This window comes from Deltaproteobacteria bacterium (genome assembly GCA_028818775.1).
Lineage (GTDB): Bacteria > Desulfobacterota > Binatia > UBA9968 > JAJDTQ01 > JAJDTQ01.
On record JAPPNE010000084.1, the window covers coordinates 116,008 to 135,401 of the forward strand.

At 65.5% G+C, this 19,394-nt stretch carries 17 protein-coding genes; 10 read left to right on the forward strand and 7 right to left on the reverse strand.

Translation table 11 applies throughout. The annotated features are described in order from the left end of the window. Nucleotides 1–209: 209 nt before the first annotated feature. Nucleotides 210–1,133: an ABC transporter substrate-binding protein gene (locus tag OXU42_10330; GenBank protein MDE0029781.1), complete on the forward strand. Its 924-nt coding sequence runs from the start codon at nt 210–212 to the stop codon at nt 1,131–1,133. Nucleotides 1,134–1,151: 18 nt separating this feature from the next. After that, nucleotides 1,152–1,940 carry an SDR family oxidoreductase gene (locus OXU42_10335; protein MDE0029782.1) on the forward strand — a complete coding sequence of 263 codons (789 nt, stop codon included), beginning with the start codon at nt 1,152–1,154 and terminating at the stop codon, nt 1,938–1,940. An 11-nt stretch (nt 1,941–1,951) separates the two neighbouring features. Here the strand turns inward: OXU42_10335 and OXU42_10340 are convergent, their stop codons facing one another. Then, the gene (locus tag OXU42_10340; protein ID MDE0029783.1) at nt 1,952–4,051 is read right to left on the reverse strand and encodes a carboxy terminal-processing peptidase; all 2,100 of its coding nucleotides are present in this window, start codon (nt 4,049–4,051) and stop codon (nt 1,952–1,954) included. A 167-nt stretch (nt 4,052–4,218) separates the two neighbouring features. On the opposite strand from OXU42_10340, the gene ispG reads away from it, so the two are divergent. From ispG to OXU42_10355, 3 genes are read left to right on the forward strand one after another with little or no spacing between them, the layout of a single operon-like run. Further along, the gene (ispG, locus tag OXU42_10345; protein MDE0029784.1) at nt 4,219–5,367 is read left to right on the forward strand and encodes a (E)-4-hydroxy-3-methylbut-2-enyl-diphosphate synthase; all 1,149 of its coding nucleotides are present in this window, start codon (nt 4,219–4,221) and stop codon (nt 5,365–5,367) included. A 20-nt stretch (nt 5,368–5,387) separates the two neighbouring features. Next, nucleotides 5,388–6,470: a tRNA-dihydrouridine synthase gene (locus tag OXU42_10350; GenBank protein ID MDE0029785.1), complete on the forward strand. Its 1,083-nt coding sequence runs from the start codon at nt 5,388–5,390 to the stop codon at nt 6,468–6,470. A gap of 29 nt (nt 6,471–6,499) precedes the next feature. Further along, nucleotides 6,500–7,135: a Maf family protein gene (locus OXU42_10355; GenBank protein ID MDE0029786.1), complete on the forward strand. Its 636-nt coding sequence runs from the start codon at nt 6,500–6,502 to the stop codon at nt 7,133–7,135. A 70-nt stretch (nt 7,136–7,205) separates the two neighbouring features. On the opposite strand, the gene OXU42_10360 is transcribed toward OXU42_10355, so the two are convergent. After that, on the reverse strand, nt 7,206–8,069 hold the full coding sequence (locus tag OXU42_10360) for an EamA family transporter (protein ID MDE0029787.1): 864 nt from the start codon (nt 8,067–8,069) through the stop codon (nt 7,206–7,208). A gap of 101 nt (nt 8,070–8,170) precedes the next feature. Here OXU42_10360 and OXU42_10365 point away from each other — a divergent pair, with 101 nt between their 5' ends. Next, nucleotides 8,171–8,875 (forward strand): isochorismatase family protein, encoded by a 705-nt coding sequence (locus OXU42_10365; GenBank protein ID MDE0029788.1) that lies wholly within the window; start codon nt 8,171–8,173, stop codon nt 8,873–8,875. An 83-nt stretch (nt 8,876–8,958) separates the two neighbouring features. Here the strand turns inward: OXU42_10365 and OXU42_10370 are convergent, their stop codons facing one another. The 4 genes from OXU42_10370 to OXU42_10385 all read right to left on the reverse strand — a co-directional run bounded on the left by OXU42_10370 (nt 8,959) and on the right by OXU42_10385 (nt 14,184). After that, entirely contained in the window at nt 8,959–10,662 is a 1,704-nt protein-coding gene (locus OXU42_10370; protein ID MDE0029789.1) for an iron ABC transporter permease, read from the reverse strand. Nucleotides 10,663–10,710: 48 nt separating this feature from the next. Then, nucleotides 10,711–11,838 carry an amidohydrolase family protein gene (locus tag OXU42_10375; protein ID MDE0029790.1) on the reverse strand — a complete coding sequence of 376 codons (1,128 nt, stop codon included), beginning with the start codon at nt 11,836–11,838 and terminating at the stop codon, nt 10,711–10,713. 61 nt (nt 11,839–11,899) lie between these two features. Continuing rightward, entirely contained in the window at nt 11,900–12,922 is a 1,023-nt protein-coding gene (locus tag OXU42_10380; GenBank protein MDE0029791.1) for an extracellular solute-binding protein, read from the reverse strand. A gap of 80 nt (nt 12,923–13,002) precedes the next feature. Continuing rightward, nucleotides 13,003–14,184 carry a CoA transferase gene (locus OXU42_10385; protein ID MDE0029792.1) on the reverse strand — a complete coding sequence of 394 codons (1,182 nt, stop codon included), beginning with the start codon at nt 14,182–14,184 and terminating at the stop codon, nt 13,003–13,005. A gap of 139 nt (nt 14,185–14,323) precedes the next feature. Here OXU42_10385 and OXU42_10390 point away from each other — a divergent pair, with 139 nt between their 5' ends. Genes OXU42_10390 through OXU42_10405 form a run of 4 tightly spaced genes read left to right on the forward strand, consistent with a single transcriptional unit; the run spans nt 14,324 to nt 18,216 of the window. Then, entirely contained in the window at nt 14,324–15,460 is a 1,137-nt protein-coding gene (locus tag OXU42_10390; GenBank protein MDE0029793.1) for an amidohydrolase family protein, read from the forward strand. Between the two features lie 18 nt (nt 15,461–15,478). Beyond that, nucleotides 15,479–16,615, forward strand: coding sequence for an amidohydrolase family protein (locus OXU42_10395; protein ID MDE0029794.1), 1,137 nt, complete (start codon nt 15,479–15,481; stop codon nt 16,613–16,615). A gap of 45 nt (nt 16,616–16,660) precedes the next feature. After that, entirely contained in the window at nt 16,661–17,824 is a 1,164-nt protein-coding gene (locus OXU42_10400; GenBank protein MDE0029795.1) for an LLM class flavin-dependent oxidoreductase, read from the forward strand. Nucleotides 17,825–17,850: 26 nt separating this feature from the next. Continuing rightward, entirely contained in the window at nt 17,851–18,216 is a 366-nt protein-coding gene (locus OXU42_10405; GenBank protein MDE0029796.1) for a hypothetical protein, read from the forward strand. Nucleotides 18,217–18,267: 51 nt separating this feature from the next. Here the strand turns inward: OXU42_10405 and OXU42_10410 are convergent, their stop codons facing one another. Beyond that, nucleotides 18,268–19,374, reverse strand: coding sequence for an amidohydrolase family protein (locus OXU42_10410; protein MDE0029797.1), 1,107 nt, complete (start codon nt 19,372–19,374; stop codon nt 18,268–18,270). Between the last annotated feature and the right edge of the window lie 20 nt (nt 19,375–19,394).

Genomic DNA, 19,394 nt, shown 5'->3' on the forward strand with positions numbered 1-19,394 from the left:
CCCCGTCGTTGTTGTATTCAAAACAAACCCCCCCCCCCCGGTGGTTGGGGGGGGCCCCCCCCGGGGGGTTTGGGGGGCCCCCCCCCCCCCCGGGGGGGGCGCCCCCCCCCCCCCATCCCGCCATCCTCCCATCCCCCGGGGACCGCTTTACATCCGTGCACCGAATCCGCTACACCCCACCCCAACGCCCCGTTCGCGAAAGGAACGCCATGCGCATAGGACTACCCGACTTCGTCTCCAACTCCTACTTCCCCGCCATCGCCGCCGTCGAGCTCGGTTTCTTCAAAGACGAAGGTCTCGACATGGAGCTGGAGCTCATCTTTCCGGTGCCCTCCACCTTCGAGGCCCTGAGAGACCACAAGCTCGACTTCGCGGCCGCCTCCTCCCACGCCACCCTCACCAAGTTCCCGGACTGGAAGGGAGCCAAGCTGCTGGCGGCGCTGGCCCAGCACATGTACTGGTTCCTGGTGCTGCGGGCCGACCTGGGGGTCCAGCGCGGCGACATCGAAGCCGTCAAGGGTCTGCGCATCGGCGCCGCGCCGGGGGTAGACCTCGGACTCAAACGCATGCTCAGGGCCGCGGGCCTCGACCCCGAGGCGGACAAGATCGAGATCGGTCCCGTACCCGGCGCCACCGCGGCCGGAGTCTCCTTCGGCGTGACCGCGGCCAAGGCCCTCTCCGAGGGCGCCATCGACGGCTTCTGGGCCAACGGCATGGGCGCCGAGGTGGCCGTGCGCCACGGCGCCGGCACCGTCGTCGTGGACATCCGGCGTGGCGAGGGACCGCCCGACGCGCGCGGCTACACCTTCCCCGCCCTCATCACTTCGGACCGGGTCATCTCCGAGAACCCCGACGCCGCCGCCGCCGCGGTGCGGGCGCTGGTCAAGACCCAGAAGGCACTGGTGGAAGACCCGCAGCGGGCGGCGGACGTAGGCAAGGCCCTGTACCCTCCCGAGGAGGCCGGGCTCATCGCCACCCTCATCGAACGCGACACCCCCTACTACGATCCCCGTATCCCGGAGCCGGTGGTGACGAGCATGAACCGCTTCGCCCAGGACATCGGCCTGCTGGCCGCGCCGGTCGCGTACGAGGACGTGGTGGCCGTGCAGTTCAGCCATTTGTGGGAAGGTTAGAGGACGGAAGGAAAACACATGGACCTGTCACGCTTCTCACTGGAAGGACGCACCACCATCATCACCGGCGGCAGCGGCGGCATCGGGCGCTGCTGTGCGTTGGCCTTCGCCCAAGCGGGCTCCAACGTGATGATCGCCTCGCTGCCGGCGGACTCCATCCCGCCCGTGGTGGCGGAAGTCGAAGCCTTGGGGGTAGGCGCCGCCGGCGTGGCGGTGGACGTGTCCCAAGAGGATCAGGTGAAACGGTTGGTCGCCGCCACGCTGGAGCGGTTCGGCCGAATCGACGCGCTCCTCAACGTGGCCGGCGGCTCCTACAGCCGCAACCCGGAGATGCCCGCGTTTCAGCGTGCGCCGCTGCTGGAGCTTGCGCCCGAGGACTTCATGGGGGTCTACGACGTCAACGCCAAGACCGCGTTCGTGTGCTCCAAGGCAGTGGTGCCGCACATGAAGGAACGCGGCAAGGGCGCCATCGTCAACATCGGCTCCATCTCGGGCCGCTCCACCAAGCACGAGCGCCCCAACATGGCCGCCTACGGCACGGCCAAGGCCGCGGTCATGAACCTGACCTTTCACATGGCCAATCAGTGGGGACCGGAGGTGCGGGTCAACGCGGTGGCGCCGGGAATCATCGACACGCCGCGGCCCGGCGGTACGAGCCTCGGAAACCTGGAGGCGCGGGGACTGGAGAACATCGCCTTGGGACGCCACGGCAAGCCCGACGAGGTGGCGAGCGTGGCGCTGTTCCTGGCCTCGGACGCGGCCTCCTTCGTCAGCGGCTCGGTGGTGGACGTCAACGGCGGCGAATAACCAACCAACCCCTACGTGCCTCGGCGTTGCGCCCGCCCGGCCGACCGGGAGATGTCGATGAAGTCTCCCAGGACGTGTGCCGTCTCGTCCAGGATCGGGTCTTCTTCCGGAGAGCCGTTGGCGCTTGCCTTCTCCTCGTTGTAGGTTGCCAACTCGGCGTAGCTGGCGAAGGGTTTCTCGCCCTTGGCCACGCGCCGGCTGTTCTCGCTCTGGAGCTCGCGGACTTCGTCGGTCTTCTTCATGGCCCTGCGCGTCTTCTCGCTCAGCGAGACAGTGGCCTCTCCCCGCTCCTGGCGCAGGCGTTCGATACGCGCCATCAGATGGCTGAAGTCCGGGTCCGCCTGCGTGCGCTTGTGGTGTCTTCGCCGCAGTTCTTCGAGAAGCGGCGCGGTGTCACCGGTCCGGGCGTACCGGGCGCGGTCGATGACATCCCACGCCAACGCGTGCTCCAGCGCGCTCTCGCCCACCTCCGTCTTGTCGATCATGCCGGGAAACTCAATGTCGGGAATCACGCCGCGGTGCTGGGTGCTCTCTCCCGAGATCCTGTAGAACTTGGCCTGGGTAAGCTTCAGGTGCCCTCGGCTCATGGGCATGAGCGTTTGCACGGTGCCCTTGCCGAAAGTCTGGACGCCCAGCACCAAACCCCTGCCGTAGTCCTGGACGGCGCCGGCAAAGATCTCCGAGGCCGAGGCGCTGAGCCGGTTCACCAGCACCGCCAGCGGACCGTCGTAGACGATGCCCGGGTCCGTATCCGAACGAACGCCGATCACGCCCCGCCCATCGCGGATCTGCACCACCGGACCGGTCCGGATGAACAGTCCGACGAGCCGGATGGCCTCGCCGAGAGCACCCCCGCCGTTGTTCCGCAGGTCCAGCACCAGGCCGTTGACCTTGGCGTCCTGCAACTCCGCGATGAGGCGTTTGACGTCCGTGGCCGTGCTCTTGTAGTTGGGGTCCCCGGCGCGCTGCGCCGCGAAGTCGACGTAGAACGTGGGCAAACGGATGACGCCGATCTTGTCCGTCCGCTCCCCGACCTTCACCTCCAGGACCTGGCTGCTGGCCTGCTGGTCCGCCAGATCCACCTTGTTGCGAACGATGCGGATGACCTTGTGTTCTCCGCTCGTGCTCGCCTGGGGAATAATCTCCAGCCGGACCGTGGTCTCCTTGGGGCCGCGTATCAGGGTGACGACCTCATCGAGGCGCATCCCGAGGATGTCCACCATTTCGCCGTAGTTGCCCTGGGCCACGCCCACGATACGGTCTCCGGGACGCAGTTCCCCGGCCTTGTCGGCCGGCCCGCCCGGAACCAGCCGGACCACTTTTACCGTTCCACCGTCGTCCTGGAGCACGGCGCCGATGCCCTCCAGCGACAAGCTCATGTGAATGTTGAAGTTTTCACTCTGATGAGGCGGATAGTACGCGCTGTGCGGGTCGATGGCCCGGAGGAAAGCATTGGTGTACACACGAAACACATCAGCGTTGTTGGTCTTGGCCAGGCGCGTCAATTGATTCCGATAACGTTGCCGCAGCGCCTCGCGGATCTCCTCCCGCTCGGTCCCTGCCAACAGACGGTTCAGCACGTCACCCTTGAGTTGCCGGCGCCAGAGATCCCCGAGCTCGTCCGCGGAACCCGCCCAGTTCGTATTGGTCCGTTCCAGACTCTCGTCCTTTTCGAAATCGAGCTGCTCGAACCCATCGTCGAGAATGTCGATCAGGAAGCGGAGCCGTTCGTCCAGGCGTTGCCGGTACCGATTGAAGATTTTGAAGGCCGGGCCGAGATCCCCGGCCTTGACCAAGTCGTCGAAACGCGTCCGAAGGGGCTCGAACCCGTCGATATCGGCCACCGAGAAGTAGCTTCGTGACGGATCCATGGCCCTGATGTAGGAATCGAAGATCCGCCCCGACAACTGGTCGTTCAGCGTGATGGACTGGTAATGGGCGCGTGTGAGCCGCTGGAGGATTTCGGCGCTGATGCCCGAGTGCTCCGGTTCCGGCTCAAGGACCGGGGCCGACTCTCTCTGTGCCGGAGACAGGCTTGCCGGCATGAATCCCAGCAAGCAAAGCGCCGTGGCGACGGCCGCCAGACGGGTTCTCGCGCGTGCGGTTTGCATCGGTTCTCCTTGGCTACGCCGGTCATCCTAGTCCGAATTCCTACCCGCATCAAGACGCGATCTCACACGGCTTCGAAACCGCCCCGTGCCGCCGTGGAAGTTGCTTCCAGGGAGCATTCGAGCTAGCCTTGAAGACAACACACCGGACACCGGAGTCGCACGATCCCATGAAACTGCCGCGCAATCCCACCCGCGCCGTTCGCATCGGCACCGCCGTCATCGGCGGCAATCACCCTATTGCCGTCCAGAGCATGTGCGCCACTCATACCCAGGACGTCGACGCGACGGTGGCCCAGGTCAAGGACTTGGCCGAGGCCGGCGCCGATGTGATCCGCATCGCCGTGGACAGCAAGAAGGATGCGGCGGCGCTGGCGGCCATACGGGGCGCGACCGACGCCAACCTGTCTGTGGACCTTCAGGAAAATTACCGTCTGGCCAGCGCGGTGGCGCCCCACGTCGACAAGATCCGCTACAACCCGGGCCATCTCTACCACCACGAGCGCAGGAAATCCTGGCGGGACAAGGTCAAGTTCCTGGCCGAGGTGGCAACCGCTCACGACTGCGCCATGCGCGTGGGCGTCAACTGCGGTTCGGTGGATCCCGCGCAGCAAGAAAAGTTCCCCGAGGACGACTCCATCTCGCCGATGCTGGCGAGCGCCTGGGAGCACTGTGAGCTGCTCGACCGCATCGGCTACACGCGCTACTGCGTCTCGCTCAAGGACTCCGATCCGGCCAAGGTCATCGAGGTCAACCAACGATTTGCCGAAGAGCGCCCGGACGTGCCGCTGCATCTCGGCGTGACCGAGGCGGGATTGCCGCCGGACGGCATCATCAAGACCCGCATCGCCTTCGAGCAGCTCATCAGCCGCGGCATCGGCGATACCATCCGGGTGTCCCTGACCGTGCCCAACGCGCGCAAGGGCGAAGAGATCGCGGCCGGACGCGGGATACTGGCCGACATCGCCGAGGGCCGGGTGCGGAGCGTCGTGGACTACGGCCTCGACTCCCTCAACATCATCAGTTGCCCGAGCTGCTCGCGGGTGGAGAACGAGAACTTCGTGGAGCTGGCGCAGCAGGTGAAGGAGATGACCGCCTACGCCGCCGAGCATGCCATCACCATCGCGGTCATGGGTTGCCGCGTCAACGGTCCGGGAGAAACCGACGACGCCGACCTGGGCCTCTGGTGCGGCCCCCGGTTCGTCAACCTGAAGCGTGGGAGCGAGCCGCTGGGGGCATTCCCCTACGATGAGATCCTGCCGCGCCTCAAGGACGAGCTGGACGAAATGATCGCGCAGCGGGAAGACGTGCCGGACTGAAGCGCGTTCCGCCTGTCCTCATGAATTTCTGGCACGACATCGAAAAGCCGATCATCGGCCTCTCGCCCATGGACGGGGTCACGGACGCATCCTTCCGCCTGGTGGCGGCGCGACACGGCCGGCCCGACCTGTGCATGACCGAGTTCACCAGCGTGGAGGCCATCTGCTGCGGCGCCGACGGCTTCGTGCGCGACTTCGTGTACGGCGAGTGCGAACGGCCCGTGCTGGCGCAGATCTACGGACGCACGCCGGAAGCGTTCTACCAAGTGGCCCACGTCGTCTGCGAGCTGGGCTTCGACGGGCTCGACATCAACATGGGCTGTCCGGCCAAGAACGTTGCCAACAAGGGGTGCGGCGCGGGCCTCATCCTCAATCCGAGGCTGGCGGTGACGCTCATCCGCGCGGCGCGCCGCGGCATCGAGGACTGGGCCGCGGGCCAGCGCCTTGAGGACATCGGACTGGCGCCCGACGTGTTGGAGCGGGTCCGGAGCATGTGCCACGGGCAACCCTGGGAAGAAGAGCGCCGTGCGATCCCCCTCTCGGTCAAGACCCGCGTGGGCTACGACCGGGTGCAGGTGGACGAGTGGATCCCGGTGCTGCTGGACGAACGCCCCGCCGCCCTCTCCGTGCACGGCCGGACCCTGAAGCAGATGTACAAGGGGTTTGCGGACTGGGACGCCATCGCCCGGGTAGTGGAGCTGGCACGGGGCACGGGGATCCTGGTCCTGGGGAACGGAGACCTCAAGTCCATGGCCGACGTGGTGGAACGCGTGCGCCGGACCGGCGTCGACGGCGTCCTCCTGGGGCGCGGCGCCATGGGTAACCCCTGGGTGTTCCGCGACAAGCGGTGGGCCAAGGACGCACTGGCCCGCGGCGCGGAGTTCGACGCGGCCCCGCCGGACGTCTCTCAGGAAGAGCGCACCCGGGTGCTGCTCGAGCACAGCCGGCACTTCGAGGGCCTGTGGGGCGAGCGGCGTTTCCCCGCCATGCGCAAGCACTTGGCCTGGTACTGCAAGGGTTTCCGCGGCGCGGCGCAATGGCGCGCGCGCATGGTCCAGGCGCGCAATGCCGCCGAAGTCGCGCGCATCGTCGGCGCCGGCTAGTTCGACCAACCTCCGAGAACTCGAAGCGAATGCGAATCATCCTGGCGTCGACCTCGCCGCGCCGGCGCGACATCCTCGCCCTTCTCGGCCTCCCCTTCGAAGTGCACGCCCCGAATTTCGTCGAGACCACCCGCGCGCATCTCGCCCCCGAGGCCGAGGCGCTGGAGTTGGCCACGGGCAAGGCGCGCGCGGTGGCTCGTGCGGAACACGCGGCCCTGGTGATCGGAGGCGACACCCTGATCGCGCTGGACAACGAAAAGATCGGCAAGCCCGAGAGTATGGAACACGCAGCGGCCATGCTGCGGCGATTCTCCGGGCGGGATCACCGGATACTTACGGCGCTGGCACTCATTGACGGAGCCACCGGACGGGAAACCACCCACCTCGAATGCGTGGACGTGCGCATGCACCCTTTCACCGACGCCGACATCGCCGCCTACCTGGCCCGGGGCGAATCCATGGACAAAGCCGGCGCCTATTCCATCCAGGGCGACGGGCACCGGCTCATCGAGCACATCCACGGCGACTACCTCGCCGCCGTGGGGATGCCGCTACGGCCCATCGCGCAGTATCTCCAGAACACCGGAACCGATGTCCCGGTGGATGTCGAGAGGCTGTACAGCGAACGGGCACTGTGGACCTGGAGCCGGTTCGCCGCACTGTAGACGCCCCATGTTCCCCTCAACCCCTGGATTCCCGCTTCCGCGGGAATGACGATTCGCATAGCTTCCCGGACTAGCTCAACCGCAGCAGCACCATGCCGGCCATGATGGTCAGGCTGCCGGGCAGGATCTCGCGCACCCGCGCGCGCTCGTTGAACACGAGCCAGCCGGCGGCCAGGGCGAACAGGATCTCGGTTTGCTTGACCGCCTCGACGTAGGAGGTGAGGGTCAGCTCGTAGGCAAGGCTGTGGCAAATGCTCGTCAGCGAGGCACACAACCCCATGGCCATGAACGATACCCCGTGGCGGGGGATGGCGCGGAAATGGCCGGCGGAGTGGTACAGCGCCAGCGGCAGCACCGTCAGAGAGGCCGCAAGGTAACCGATCAGGTTGGCGAAGTAGACGTCGGAGTGGAGGATCAGGAGCTTCACCAGCACCACCGAGGGCGCGTAGAAGAAGGCCGCCGCCAGCGTGTAGCGCAGTCCCCGGTCCACCAACAGCTCGCGCAGCGGTGCCCATACGGAGATATGACTCTTCTGCACGTTGAGGAGATAGACGCCGGCGGTGCTGAGCAATACCCCCGCCAGCCCGGCCGCCGACGGCGTCTCGTCCAGGGTCACGTAGGCGAACAGCACCAGGAACAGCAGGCTCAACTTCCACAGGGACGTGACGATGGCGATGCCCGACAGCTTGAGCGCCTTGGAGAGGCTCAGTGTGGCGATGGACTGGGTCACGGCGAAGCCGATGACGTAGAGCCAGAACCCGTCCTTCACCTCCGGCAATCCGTGCCAGACCGAGCCCAGGGCCACGAACGGCAGCAGGAACGTGAACCGGCCCCAGACGTTGATGATATCGTCGAGCTCATGGCCCAGGTGCTTCATGGAAATGTTGCGCAGCACCTGGAACAGGGCGGAGAGAAGCGCCAGCACGAACCACATGGACACGCAGGCTAACGGTTACGGGGCGAGAAAGCGAGGTTGACACCGTGGCGGCCGAAACGGTATCACCGTTGGATCATATCGCGAAAGGGAGACTCCCGATGGTTGATAAATTCGAGGATCATTGCTGGCAGGATCTCGTCACCGAAGAGATCATGGACATCTACAGGCCCTACCGCAGGGACATCTACGTGGGCGAGCGGCCCGCGCTCCTGGCCATCGATCTCTACAACCTCGCCTACCGGGGCGGCCCCCAGCCCGTGCACGAGGTGGTCAAGGAGCACAAGAGCTCCTGCGGCGTGTACGCCTACGATGCCATCGAGCCCACCAAGGAGCTCTTCGCCCTCGCCCGCGCCCAAGGGCTGCCGATCTTCTACACTACCACCGAGACGCGGAAAGAGGTGCAGCCGGCCGCGGTGCACGCCACCAACCGTCAGATTACCGGGATCGACGCGGACGACTTCGAGATCTACAAGGAATTCGCCCCCGAGCCCGACGACATCATCATCTACAAGGAGCGGGCCAGCGGCTTCTACGGCACGCCGCTCATCGCCCACCTCACCCGGCTCGGCATCAGCTCGCTGATCGTGTGCGGCGAGAGCACCAGCGGCTGCGTCCGCGCCAGCGTGGTGGACGCCTACTCCAACGGCTACCACGTCTCCATCGTCGAGGAGTGCGTCTTCGACCGCAGCATCATCTCCCACAAGGTGAACCTGTTCGACCTGCACCACAAGTACGCCGACCTCATGAAGCTGGCGGAGGTGAAGCAGCACTTCGAGGAACAGCCGCTCAGGAAGGCCGTGTAACGCTCTTTCCACGCGTTCAAAAGGGGGGCGGGTCCCGGGACCCGCCCCCCTTTTCTTGTGCGACGCGTGAGTCGGACCAGTGACTAGTGCATACCCACCGGGTCTCCCCAGGTGAGGAGGCGCCGGGCCGCGAACGCTATCACCAGGGAGACCGCGATCAGCATGATGGAAAGCGCGTAGGCCTCTCCCACCTGCCCCTCCTGCCAGGCGAACCAGATCATGGTGCTCACCACCCGGTTTCCGGGGGTGGCCAGGAGGACCGCCGACGAGAGCTCCCGCAGGCTGTGAAGCGCCACCCACAGCCACAGGCTCACCAGCGCGGGAAGCACGATGGGCACCACGACCTTGCGCAGAGTCGCGCCCAGCGAGGCGCCGCAGGTGTAGGAGGCCTCCTCCAGCTCCTTATGGACCTGGACCTGGGCGGAGATCACCGCCCGGGAGCCGTAGGAGATGTAGCGGGTGACGTGGGCGATGACGATGACCCAGACGGTGCCGTAGACGCCCACGGGTATCGAGAGGTACATCAGGATCAGCGCGAAGCCGATGATCACCGACGGGATGGCGATAGGCGCGAAAGTCAGCAGGTTCAGGATTTTCCCGGTCCTGCCGCCGAACCGCACGATGATCCAGCCCGCCACCACCGCCAGCACCGTGGTGGCGGTGGACGCCGCCACCACCAGCACGGCCGTGTTCTTGAACGCCGTCAGGGCGCCGTAACCCGTTACCGCGTTGACGTAGTGCTTGACGGTGAGCTGCGGCACCAACTCCCAGGAAGGCGGCTGGTAGAACGTCAGCAGGCTGCCCCACGCCAACACCAGCAGCGGCAACACGACGGCCAGGCACATGTAGAGAAAAAAGAAACCGGACCCGACATACCTGGCGCGGCCCAGGTCGATCACCGCGGGACGGTAGCCGCGGCCGGTGACGGTGGTGTACTTCTCGCCCGCCCCGAGCACCTTCAGGTAGAGATAGACGAGCACGCCGCTCAGCACCAGCACGCTCATGGCCAGGGCGCTGGCGGTGCCGTACTCCGGCAACTCGCCCATGGGAGGATGGATGGCCCAGAAGATCTTGGTGCTGAACACGAGGATGCCGGCCTGCATGCCGATGACGCCCGGTATCTCGAAGGCCTCGATGGAGATGATGAAGAACCAGATGAGGGCGGCGAAGAAAGCCGGATAGGTCAGCGGAAAGGTCACCCGGCACAGGGTCGTGAAGCGGCTGGCCCCCGAGATCATGCTGGCTTCCTCGAAAGCCGGGTCCATGTTGCGCAGCACCGGCACCAGCATGAGAAACACGGTGGGGACCATGGAAAGACCCATCACGAACGACATCCCATAGAGGGTGAAGACGTTGAGGGGGCCTTCCCCTTCCATGCCGAGCAGCGCCCTGAGGACCATGTTGATGACGCCGATGCGCGGGTCGAGCAGCCGTTCCCAGCCGAGCGCCGCGATCATGGGCGGAAGCGCCATGGGCACCAGAATCAGGGCGTACATGAGATGCCGCCCCGGGGAGTTGGTGCGCTCCACCAGCCATGCCAGGGGCACCGCGAAGGCAAACCCGGTGAGGATGGAACCGGCGCCGAACAGCAGGGTGTTGAGGATCAGCTCATAGGTGCCGGGGTCGACGTAGATCTCGAAATAGTGGAACAGGGTAAGACCGCCGACCTCCATCAACGGCTCGCGCTGCAACGAGAAAAAGACCACCAGGAACAGCGGTACGACCACGAGCCACGCCACCGCTCCCAAGGTAAGCCAGCCGAACAGATCCCGTTCGCTTGCGCGCATGTCGAACTTGCGATGGGAGAGGACCGGACGTCTCCCGTCCCCTCCTTTCTATTGCCGGTTGTAGAGTCTGGCGCTGTTGTCCCAGAAGATCTTGCGCTTCGATGCGTCGCCGAGCCCATCGATCTTGAGAAAGCTGCTCACGGCGTCCGGCCACCTCGAATCAGCGTGCGGGTAATCCGTGGAGATGACGATGTTGTCGTCCCCGAGCCGCTCCACCACGTCCGTCACCAGGTCCTCTTCCACGTCCGTGGCGACAACGCATTGGCGCATGAAGTAGTCGCTCGGGTTCAGCGACAAGGGCTCGTCGCAAAGGTGTTGGCGCAACTCCCAACGCTCGTCGAGGCGGTAGAGCACCCACGGCAGCCAACTGCAGTTGCCTTCGAGGAACGCCACCTTGAGCCGCGGGAACCGCTCCAGCACGCCGCCGCCGCAAAAGCTTCCGACGGCCAGCATCAGCTCGATGGGATTCCGGTAGGTGTTGACCAGAAGCCCCTCGTTGGGAAAACCGTTGAACCGCTGCGCCACCTGGTCCATGCGCGGGGCCGCCGCCGGATGGAAGCAGATGGGCACGTTCAGGCGCTCCGCCTCGCGCCACAAGGGGTCGAAGTAGTACTCGTGAATGTGCCGGCCGTTGGCCGGCTCGGGCACGAGGCACAGCCCGGCGGCGCCCAGCTCGGTCACCGCGCGGCGCGCCTCGTCCACCGCCATGTCCACGTCGTGGAGCGTGATCAGCGCCGATGCCTTGAGCCGCTCGGGATTCTCCTTGCAGAACTCAGCGCACCAGTCGTTCCAGGCCCGGCACAGGGCATTGGCGAACTCCGGCTCCAGGGTGTCGTCCGTGTGCAGCGGGAAGGTCCGGAACAGCACCGCGACATCCAGACCCTCCTCGTCCATGGCCTCGACCTGGGAAACCGCGTCGTAGTTCCGCTCCAGGGGCTTGGCGTAGCGGTGGGCCACGAGATCTTCGCCCGGAGTCACATTGGGCCGCGCCGTAACGCCCGACGGCCGTACCGGCGTGCCGTCGCCGTAGCTGAACTTGATCTGGCCGTGGCGCTTCCTCGGCTCGCCCCTGGGAATCCGGTCACCCCACTTGGGATCCATGTGCCTCAGATAGAGATCATGCGGCTCGAACACGTGCATGTCGCTATCGAAAATCCTGAAGCCGTCTCGGGCCATGCGTAAGGACTCCTTCCCCGTCTCGGGTCCGTATCCGGAGCAGCGGCAAAACCGTGGGGCGCTAGTGCCCCGTCAGGATCTTGCGCACGGCCTTTCGCCACCCTTTGAGCTCCTTGGCTTCCGCCATGGTGGGGGCATTCCACACCAACTGCACACCGGCCCTCCGCACCATCTTCGCCGCGTCGGTCTGGGCGCTCTTGCCCAACTGGCTCCGGAACGACACTTCCTCCATGAGCCGCGACGCTTCCTGGGTGCCAAGGTAGCCGGTCAACAGCTTGGCCGCGTTGGGATGGCGGACCTTCTTCACCGCTATGGAGAAGAACCGCGTCACCGACATGGGCGAGATCCACACAAAGTCCACCGGCGCCTTTTCCTTCACCTTGGCTCGAAAAACGCGATCGAACTGGATCAGCGCCAACGGGGCCTGCCCCGCCACCAGCGCCTCCAGGGTCTGGGGGCCGCCGCGGGGCTGCACGATGGGGTCTTGGGCCTTGAACTTCTTGGTGTATTCCAGGACTTTCTCCAGGCCCCAGACAGGCACAAGGTCTCCGAAAGGATAGCCCCGCCCGACGACGATGATCTTCCTGCCCTTCCACTTGGGGTCCAGCAACCCTTCCCAGGTGGTGGGCACCTGATCCTTCGAGACCAGATTCGTGTTGAACCCCAGGACTCGCGTCAGGTCGAACCAGGGCACGAGCCGGTCGCCGAAAGAGATCTCGTCCTTGGCGATACCGAACTCGTGGTACGCGAAGGGCGCCAGGAGGTCCTTCTTGAGGAGAAGCTCGGCCGAGGTGGTAGTGGCCTGGGCGACCTCATAGGTGGCCCTGCCCACCCGCGTCTCGAGCTGTATCTTGGCGGACGCGTCGGACCCCGTGGACGGGATGTGGTTGACCTGGATCCCGGGGAACCGCTTGTTGAAACCCGCGATCTGCGCCTTGAGCGCGGAAGGGGGCGAGCCCGCGGCCATCACGACCTGGCCTTCCTTCTTCGCCTTTTCGTAGAGGGCCTTGACATTGTCCTGTGCAGAGGCTCCGCTCGCCGCCGCAAGGACACCACAGATAATGAGCGCCATGATCCAATGCATCTCGCTCTCCTTTCCTGGTCGACCTCTGCCCGGCACGTCATGAAAGCTGGCCCGCCCATAACACAGGCCGGGAAACAGGGTCAAGTCGTGCCCGCTTCCGCCAATTGATCGATCCGTTCCCGGCTGTAGCCCAATTCGCGGAGAATCTCCGCGGTGTGCTCGCCCAACTCCGGCGGCAGCGCCGAAACCTGGGCCGGCGTCTCGCTCAGGTTGACGCCGCTTCGCACGGTGTGCATCTTGCCGTGCTTGGGATGCCGCAGTTCCATGATGCGGTCGAGATGCTGCACCTGGGGGTCGCCGAACACTTCGTCGAGTCGGTTGATGGGGGCGTTGGCCACGTCGTTGCGGCTCAGCGCCTCCAGCCAGTGCGCCCGGGGTTTGGCGCGGACGGTCTCCTGCAACAGCGCCTTGAGGTCGTCGTAGTTTGCGAGACGGTCCTGGTGCTCGCGGAACCGGGGGTCGTCCGCCAGTTCGGGACGCTCGATGGCGCGGGTGAGGCCCACGAAGAACTTGTTGAGATGGGAAAGATGGACGACGAACGGGAGGCCGTCCCCGGCCAGCAGCGCGTACACGCCGGCGGAACGGCCCCGGCTCTCCACGTTGGGGATGTCTCCCGTAGCGAAGTACTGGATGATGCTGCGCCCGATGAACGCCATGGAGGCCTCCATGAGGGAGGTCTCTACCTTCTGGCCCTTGCCGGTCTTTTCCCGCGCCATCAGGGCGGTGAGAACGCCGTAGCAGGCGAACATGCCGCCCAGGTGGTCCGAGAAGGCGAGGCCCGGCGGCGCCGGGTTTTGCGGGTCGATGATCTGGCTCAGCAGGCCGCTCAGGCACTGCCCGAGTGTGTCGAAACCCGGCTTTTCGCGGTAAGGACCGGTTTGCCCGAACGCGGAAATGCCGCAGTAGATCAGGCGCGGGTTCAGTTGGCTCAGGCGTTCGTAGCCGAGTTCCAGCCGGTCCATCACCCCCGGCCGGTAGTTCTCGATGACGACGTCGGCTTCCTCCACCATGCGAAGAAAGACCTCCTTGCCTTCCGCATGGCGCAGGTTGAGCGTCATGGCCCGCTTGTTGCGGTTGTAGCTGCGGAACAACGGGCTGTACATGCGCGGCTCCCTGCCCCACTTCCGGAAGGGGTCGCCGCCGTTCGTGTTCTCTATCTTCACCACCGCCGCCCCCATGTCCGCCAGCAGCATGGCCGCGAACGGGCCGGCGATGTAGTTGCTGAGATCGAGTATCCTGATGCCGTCAAGGGCCTGTGCCATACCTGCTTCCTCCTTCGATGATGCGGCCGTGGCTTCCTTTATAGGAACCTCGGGGCGGGCGAGTCAAAGGCGTCTTGACTCACGGCGGGACTAGGATGTATTCGGGTTTCAGCAGTCGAACGGCTCCCCAAGGGAGATCATGATGAAGAACGGACTCAAGATCATCGACTCCGACATGCACATTCAGGAGCCTCCGGATATTTGGGAGAATTATGTCGACGCTCCGTTCAAGCAGCACGCCCCGCGAGTCGTCAAGGTCCCGAGCAGCGGCGATTTCAACTTGCACCTGGTGAACGGCAGGGAAGCGCGCCACAAGAGCCCGTCCCTGGCGGCCGACGCTCGCATGATCGGCGGGCGCCGGAACGAGAGTCCGGACGCGGTCGACTTCGCGCGCAAACAGGGTTTCAACCCCAAGTCCCAACTGGAAGCCATGGACATCGAGGGGCTGGACGTGGCGGTACTGTTCCCCACCGCCTGCCTGCACATCATGACCATGCCGGACATGGACCCGCTTCTGGCGGAGGCCATCTGCCGGGCCTACAACAACTGGCTGTACGACTTCTGCCGGGAAGACCCGGCGCGAATGAAGGGCGCCGCCCTCTTGCCGCCCCACGACGTATCCCTGGCGGTGAGGGAAGCCCGCCGCGCCGTGAAGGAGCTGGGCTTTGTCTCCGCCTTCCTGCGGGCGACCCCCCTGCCCGGAGACACTTGGTTCAGCTTGTACTGGGAGCCCTTGTGGGCGGAGCTGGAGGACCTGGGCGTCCCCGTGGGTTTCCACGAATGCACGAACTCCGGGTACTACCCTCACATCGAGCGCTTCGGCCGGAGCAATCGCCTGATGCGCCACATTTGCAGTCATGTCACCGGCCAGATGGTCACGATGGTGGACATCATCCTGGGCGGCGTGCTGGAACGTTTCCCCAAGCTCAAGGTGGCCTTCCTGGAATGCAACTGCGGCTGGACGCCGTCGTGGCTGGGCCGCATGGATACCCACTACAGTCAGTTGGGGGCCGCGGACACCCCCATGCTGACCATGAAGCCGAGCGAGTACTTCAAGCGCCAGTGCGTGGTCGGTTGCGAAGGTGAAGAGCGGGAGGTGGGCTCGGTCATACAGCTCATGGGCGATGACAACATCGTCTTCTCCACCGACTACCCCCACAGCGACTCCGAGTTTCCCCACGCGGTAGACGCCTTCATGCAGCAGGAGCTGCCGGTGGAGCACGCCCGCAAGATCCTGTGGGACAACTGCGCCAAGTTCTACGGTATCGAGGCGTAAACGGAAGGGAGCATCCCGATGAAGAACGGTCTCAAGATTATCGATTCCGACATGCACATCATGGAACCGCCGGACCTCTGGGAGAACTACGTCGACGCGCCCTTCAAGCAGCATGCGCCACGCGTGGTGAACGTCCCCAGCCGGGGCGATTTCAATCTGCTGCTGCTGGACGGGAAGGAGCCCCGGGCCAAGAGCCCGTCGCTGGCCAATGACGCGCGCATGATCGGCAAGCGGCGCGCGTCCACCCGCGAGGACGTGATCAGCTTCGCCCGCGACCAGGGATTCAACGCCAAGTCCCAGCTCGAGGCCATGGACATCGAGGGGCTGGACGTGGCGGTGCTGTTCCCCACCGCGTGCCTGCACATCATGACCGTGCCCGACATGGATCCGCTCCTGGCTGAGGCCATCTGCCGCGCCTACAACAACTGGCTCTACGACTTCTGTCAGCAGGACCCCGCGCGACTCAAGGGCGCCGCCATGCTGCCGCCCCACGACGTGTCCCTGGCGGTGCGGGAAGCACGGCGCGCGGCCAACGACCTCGGGTTCGTGACGGCCTTCCTGCGGGCCACGCCGCTCCCCGGCGACACGTGGTTCGGGCTCTACTGGGAGCCGCTGTGGGCGGAGCTGGAGGAGTTGGGAATGCCCGTGGGATTCCACGAGTGCACCAACTCCGGCTACTACCCGCACATCGAGCGCTTCGGCCAGAACAACCGCCTCATGCGCCACATCTGCAGCCACGTCACGGGCCAGATGGTGACCATGGTGGACATCATCGTGGGCGGGGTGCTGGAACGCTTCCCCGAGCTGAAGGTAGCTTTCCTGGAGTGCAACTGCGGCTGGGCGCCGGCCTGGCTGAGCCGCATGGACACCCACTGGAGCCAGTTGGGCGGCGCGGACGCGCCCATGCTCACCATGAAACCCAGCGAGTACTTCAAGCGCCAGTGCGTGGTCGGGTGCGAGGGGGAGGAACGCGAGGTGGGCTCGGTCATCCAGCTCATGGGCGACGACAACATCGTCTTCTCCACCGACTACCCGCACAGCGACTCGGAGTTCCCCCACGCCGTGGACTCTTTCATGCAGCAGGAGCTGCCGGTGGAGCACGCGCGCAAGATCCTGTGGGACAACTGCGTGAACTTCTACGGCATCGACGCGTAGGTTTCCGCGACACCAAAACCCGGCGAGGAAGGGAGGCGTTCCCGCGTGTCCGACACCATGCTGCGATTCGGCGTTTTCCTGGCGCCCTTCCATGCGCTGACCGAAAATCCCACCCTTCTCTTCGAACGCGACCTCGAACTGGTCATGCTGCTGGACCGCCTCGGCTACGACGAGGCCTGGATCGGCGAGCACCACTCCGGCGGATTCGAAACCATCGCCGCGCCGGAGATCTTCATCGCCGCCGCGGCCCGGGAAACCCGGCGCATCCGGCTCGGCACCGGCGTGAAGTCCCTGCCCTACGTCCATCCCTTCATGGTGGCCGACGCCATGGTCCAGCTCGACCACATGACCCGCGGGCGCGCCATGTTCGGCGTCGGGCCCGGCGCCCTGCCGTCGGACGCCACGCAGATGGGCATCGACCCGCGCCGCACGCGGCGCATGATGAACGAGTCGCTGGACGTGATCATCCCGCTCCTGGAAGGCGAGCGCGTGAGTGCCAAGACGGACTGGTTCACCCTGGACCGGGCCAAGCTGCAGCACGCCTCCTTTACCCGGCCCCGGATGGAAATGGCCGTCACCACCATCCGCTCCCCCGCTGGCGCATCGCTGGCCGGGCGCTACGGATTGGGGCTGCTGTCCCTGGGCGGACACTCCGACGAGGCCCTCGCCGCATACGCGCACAACTGGGGCATTTACGAAGAGGCCGCCGCCGCCCACGGTCGCGCGGCCGACCGAAGTGTATTCCGCATCGCCGTGCAGATGCACATCGCCGACACGCGCGCGCAAGCCATGGAAGACGTGCGCTTCGGCATCGACGCCTGGGGCGGCTACGCCCGCGACGTGCTGCCCAATCAAACCGTTCCCAAGGAAGTCACCGACACGCGCAAGTTCATCGTGGAGTCAGGTCGCGGCATCATCGGCACCCCCGACGACGCCATCCGCGAGATCGAGCGCATGCAGGCCGGCACCGGCGGCTTCGGCGTGGTGCTGTTCATGTGCCACGACTGGGCCGACTGGGAAGCCACCAACCGGAGCTACGAACTGTTCGCCCGACACGTGGTGCCGCACTTCCACGGCCAGTTCGATTCCAGACAGACCAGCTATGACGAGGCCGCAAGGCGGCAGCCGGAGTTCCGTGCGGCTGCCATGGAGGGCGTTGCAGCGGCCAAGGCGGCGTACGAAGACCAGCGAAAACAGAAAACAGGGTGAGAGCCCTTAGGGAGGAGCCTGGAACCATGATCAAGGGCGTGCACGCGATGTTCTACTCCTCCGAGCCAGAGGCGCTGCGCGTGTTCCTGCGCGACAAGCTCGGCTTCACCTCCTTCACCGACGTCGGCGGCGGCTGGCTCATCTTCGACATGCCCGAGGCCGACATGGGCGTCCACCCCTCCGACCCCACCCGCGCCGCCGGCGAGCCCGCCGGCACCCACGACATCTCCTTCTACTGCGACGACATCCACGCCACCGTCGCCGAGTTGAAGGGTCGAGGCGTCGTCTTCGACGGCGAAATCGCTGACGCCGGCTTCGGCCTCGCCATCCAACTCACCATGCCGGGCGGCGTGCGCGTGCAGCTCTACCAGCCCCACTACGAGAAGAGCTGAACGTACGAGAGCTGAGGAAGGAGGGGTTGATCGACCGCCTGAACCACCCCTTCAAAGATCATACAGCCGCGCGCAGTTGTCCCAGAGGATCTTTCGCTTGGTCTCCCGTGAGACGCCCTCTACTTCCAGGAACTCTTCCACCGCGTGGGGGAAATCCGAGTCTCCGTGGGGATAGTCGGTTGAGTAGACGATGTTGTCGTCGCCGATGAGGTCGGCGATCATGGGGAGTTCCTTCTCGGACTCGGTGGAGATCCAGCACTGGCGCTTGAAGAACTCGCTGGGCTTGAGCTCGGAGATGTTGGGGTTGCGGGCCTTGGACACGGCTCCGTCCATTCGGTGGAGCATAAACGACACCCAGCCGCAGTAACATTCCAGGAAGGCGACCTTGAGCTTCGGGTGGCGCTCCAGCACCCCGCCGCCGATGATGTCGATCATGGCCATCATGTTGGACATGGGATGCTCGCAGATGTGCCGCAGCAACAGATCGTCGCCGAACACGTCGCCCAACTGGCGGACCTCACCGGCCGAGGCGGCGGAGTGGAAGCCCATGGGAATGCCCAGCTCCTCCAGGGTGGACCACAGCACGTCGTAGTAGCGGGAGTGCCAGGGCAGCGAACGGAGCGGCTCGGGACGCGCGAACACGGACACGAAGCCCAACTCCTCCACCGCCCGCCGGGCCTCCTTTGCCGCCTCTGTGACGTCGTGGAGCGAGATCATGGCCGAGCCCTTCATTCGCTCGGGATCGGTCTGGCAGAAGTCATGGAGCCAGTTGTTGTAGGCCCGCGCTATCGCGGCGCCGAGCTTGGGGTCCATGTCGTCGCGCATCATGACGCCCAGGCCGATGGACGGGTACATGATCGCCAGGTCCAGCCCCTCCTTCTCCATGGCGTCGAGCTGCGACACCCCGTCGAAGCCCCGGGCCCGTGCGTCCGCGATCTCCTTGTCGATGCGCCTGGCGTCGAAGATGCCGCCGCGGTAGGCGGGCGGGTAGCCCTTGAGGATCTTGCCGTCGAGCATGACCATGGCCGAGCTGCGGGTGGTGGTGCTCAGGATCTTGGGGCCCCGGTCGCGCCACTCCGGCTCCAGGTACTTCTCCCACAGGTCCGCGGGCTCGCGCACGTGCATGTCCGAGTCCATGACCTTCAATCCGTCCTTCATGAGCGTTCCTCTCCCCTGTC